We start from the raw sequence: 3,565 nt of genomic DNA on the forward strand, positions 1-3,565 counted from the left end.
AAAACGCAGATAAGATCGTCTACGTATGCCTGTTGCCCAGGGAGGTCGGAGGCTGAAAACGGGGAGCGACGCTAGGCCTAAAAATTGCTTATTAACGGCTCTTGTCAGTACGGTTGGAGCTGTATCTGTTTACAAATGGATTGGCCGGCGATGCAAATCAGAAAAAGTTGTGGAAGGGGAAATTATGGGATCAGAATTGGCGCTCGAAGCTGTCCGTCAAGCCGAGCAGAAATATCGTAGCATCTTCGAGCACTGTGTTATTGGGATTTTTCAGACAACGCCGGAGGGGCAATATCTCGCCGCCAACCCGGCACTTGCTCGCATGTATGGTTACAACTCGCCCGAGGAGTTGATCGGGGCACTAACGGACATCAGCCGTCAACTCTATGTCAAACCTGGTCGCCGCGCTGAATTTCTCAAACTGGTACGTGAACATGGGAAGGTGATCGATTTTGAGTCACAAATTTATCGGCGCGATAAAAGCGTCATCTGGATTCTGGAAAGCGCGCGCCTGGTGCGAGATGAAGCCAGCGGCGAAGTACTTTATTACGAAGGCATGGTACAGGACATAACGCAGCGCAAGTTGGCCGAGGAAGAGCGCGACCAAGCTAACGCTCGCTTGGCTCTCCAATACGCGGTAACGCGCACTCTAGCGGAAGTGCGGCATCTTGGTGAGGCTTCCAGCAAGGTCGTTCAGTCGATCTGCGAAACGATGAGCTGGGATGTTGGCGAGCTGTGGTATGTGGATGCGGACGTAAACGTGCTGCGGTGCGCAGACGTTTGGTACGCACCCGGGGTAAACGTCCACGCTTTTATTGATGCCACGCAACGGGCTGCTTTTGCGCCCGGCATGGGACTTCCCGGGCGCGTGTGGTCCAGCCGCAAAGCATTTTGGGTTCCCGATGTAGTCGTAGATGACAATTTCCCGCGCGCTGCAGAAGCGGCGGAAGGAGGGCTCCATGGCGCATTTGCGTTCCCAATTATTCTGGGCGGCGAAGTGACGGGTGTGATGGAGTTCTTCAGCCGTGGGATCCATGCCCCGGATGATGATTTACTCTCGATGCTTACTGCACTGGGCACACAGATAGCCAAATTTATCGAGCGGGAGCGGATGGCAGAACAGCTTGCGCAATACACGGAGAACTGCTGAACAAACGGATTGGTAGTTGCATTTTCGTAGTCGCTTTGCCGTTAGTGCTATCAAATTGATACGCCTTGCTGATCTCGACCATGGGTAAGCGGCGCCGTTCTGCCGCCAGCGCATCACCAGCCCGAGTATGCGCTTTTTCTTTTGCAAGTAGACGGTCCCGAGCGATTTCCCACTCGGCGGCTGACACGATTTTCGGAAGCGCTTTTGTAAACTTCGTTTTCATGATGATTGTCTTTTTCAATGATTCGACGAACCAGCATTCGCTTTCTGGACAACTGAATAAGCACGAAGGCACTAAAGAACCGCCATCATCGTAGTAAAGCATTGAAGGACCGGGCTCGAAATAGGTTAACTGGTGTATCGACACTCCAGCGATGAAAGAACCGCCGGATCAAGTGCATGGAATTTCAGAAGGAGGCCAACCGCCTATGCTGCCTGCGGGCTATCACGGTCATGACCGTTGGCTCTTGTTATTGGCGGCATTGATCGGCGTGGTTGGTGGACTGGCTACGGTCGCTTTCCATGAGGGGATGGCATTCACCGAAAGAATTGCCACTGGCCATCCTGGCAGCCTGGTAGCCGCGTCCGAGATCCTGGCGCCGTGGCGGCGCGCAATCACCCCGGCATTGGGCGGCCTGGTAGCAGGTGTGATTCTTCTGGTAGCGCGCCGCGTTGCCAAAGGGAAGAAGCAGTCCGATTACCTTGAAGCAATCGCGATTGGGGATGGCCGGCAAGACGTGCGCGGAACCCTCCTGCGCAGCGCCTCCTCACTCTGTACTATTGGCTCCGGCGGCTCGATCGGCCGTGAAGGTGCGATGGTGCAACTGGCGGCAGCGACCGGTTCCTGGGTCGGCCAATTGAGTCGATTGCAGGGCGATCAACTAAGGTTACTATTGGCCTGCGGTGCTGCCGCGGGCTTTGCTTCCGCTTACGACGCCGCCATCTCGGGAGCAATTTTTATCGCCGAGGTGGTTTACGGCACGTTACTCATACGCCAGCTGGGTCCGCTCATGGTGGCTTCGGTCGCCGCCAATGTCACCGTTCATCAAGTGCTCGGTTATGAGCCGGTTTACCAGATTCCCCCACTGCATGTGACTTCGCTCTGGGAATTGCCTTTATTCCTGGTGTTAGGAGCGTTGCTTGGTGCGCTGGCCCCGGTGTTTATGGAGTTGTTGGATGCAACCCGGCGGCTGTTTAATCGGTTGCCTTTGAGCCTTCCGTTAAGACTGGCGTTGGGCGGGCTGGTAGTGGGCGTAATCTCAGTCTGGCGCCCCGAGGTTTGGGGCAACGGTTACAGTGTGGTCAATGGGGTGCTACATTCACCGTGGCCGGTATTGCTGGTGGTGTCGGTATTAATCGCTAAGCTCTTCGCCACTGCTGCGACTTCAGGTTCTGGCGCGGTTGGCGGTGTATTTACCCCCACGATTTTCGTCGGCGCTATGCTCGGTCTCTTGGCGGGCGATGCGTTTCATTCGCTTTGGCCGGGCTCGTCCCTTCCCACCGTCTATGCGGTGGTCGGCATGGGCACATTTCTAGCCGCTACTACGCATGCGCCCCTGATGTCATTCTTAATCATCTTCGAAATGACCCTGGAATATCAGTTGGTACCGGCGCTCATGCTGGCCTGCCTCACTGCCTACCACGTCTCCCGCGCGATCCGGCGCAAATCGATCTATCACGAAGCTCTGCATCGCGGGACCGCCATCGAGGAAGAATTTTATGTTACGCCCGGCCGGCCATCCGGTTGAGCGTCGATCCTATCGCTTTTCCTACCAAGGCGGCTCCTCTTATTGTATTCTGGTTAGTCAATACCAGGAAATCCGCGAGTGTGATCGCCGGTTGAACTAAAAGAAAAGCCCAGTGAGCACTACTGAGAAACAGGAGCATTCCTCCACAGACTCACCCAATGAGTTGCGGCTAAAGCGAATCTTGGTGCCAACAGATTTCTCTGACAGTGCTGAGCATGCGCTCAAGTACGCAGTCCGCTTGGGCAAGCCTTTTAAGGCGAACATCTTTGTCCTCCACGTCTTCCATCTCCAAGAATACTTGGCTTTGTTGTCTGACCGGGATCAAGTGGAGTCAGGTACCGCGAGCGAAGTGTTGGAGGCTGCCAAAACCCGGGCGGCAAACAAGCTGGAAGAACTCGTCCTCCGTTCAGAGGACAAAGAAGTGGCAGTGCTCCCAATTCTTCTGGTGGGCGTTCCTTTTGAAGAGATTGTCAGGTATGCGAACGAACGCGAGGTCGACCTTATCGTCATGCCGACACACGGGCGAACCGGTATAGCTCATTTGCTTTTAGGCAGCACAGCTGAACGCGTGATCTCGCACTCAGTCTGTCCAGTTCTTGTAGTGAGAACGCGGCCCACCGAAAAAATCCACCCCGCCTCCGCGTAAGGCGCTGGGACATGGATACAC

3 protein-coding genes are annotated in these 3,565 nt (G+C 55.1%); all 3 read left to right on the plus strand.

Translation table 11 applies throughout. The features are described 5' to 3' along the window. Positions 1-184: 184 nt before the first annotated feature. The 3 genes from VK738_12850 (at position 185) to VK738_12860 (ending at position 3,544) form a co-directional block, all read left to right on the plus strand. Complete coding sequence (locus tag VK738_12850) at positions 185-1,150, plus strand: PAS domain S-box protein (protein ID HTD23539.1); 966 nt, start codon at positions 185-187, stop codon at positions 1,148-1,150. A 428-nt stretch (positions 1,151-1,578) separates the two neighbouring features. Next, positions 1,579-2,898 carry a ClcB-like voltage-gated chloride channel protein gene (locus VK738_12855; protein ID HTD23540.1) on the plus strand — a complete coding sequence of 440 codons (1,320 nt, stop codon included), beginning with the start codon at positions 1,579-1,581 and terminating at the stop codon, positions 2,896-2,898. Positions 2,899-3,010: 112 nt separating this feature from the next. Further along, positions 3,011-3,544, plus strand: a complete 534-nt coding sequence (locus VK738_12860; protein ID HTD23541.1) for a universal stress protein — start codon at positions 3,011-3,013, stop codon at positions 3,542-3,544. Positions 3,545-3,565: the final 21 nt, after the last annotated feature.

This window comes from Terriglobales bacterium (genome assembly GCA_035487355.1).
Classification (GTDB): domain Bacteria; phylum Acidobacteriota; class Terriglobia; order Terriglobales; family Acidobacteriaceae; genus QIAW01.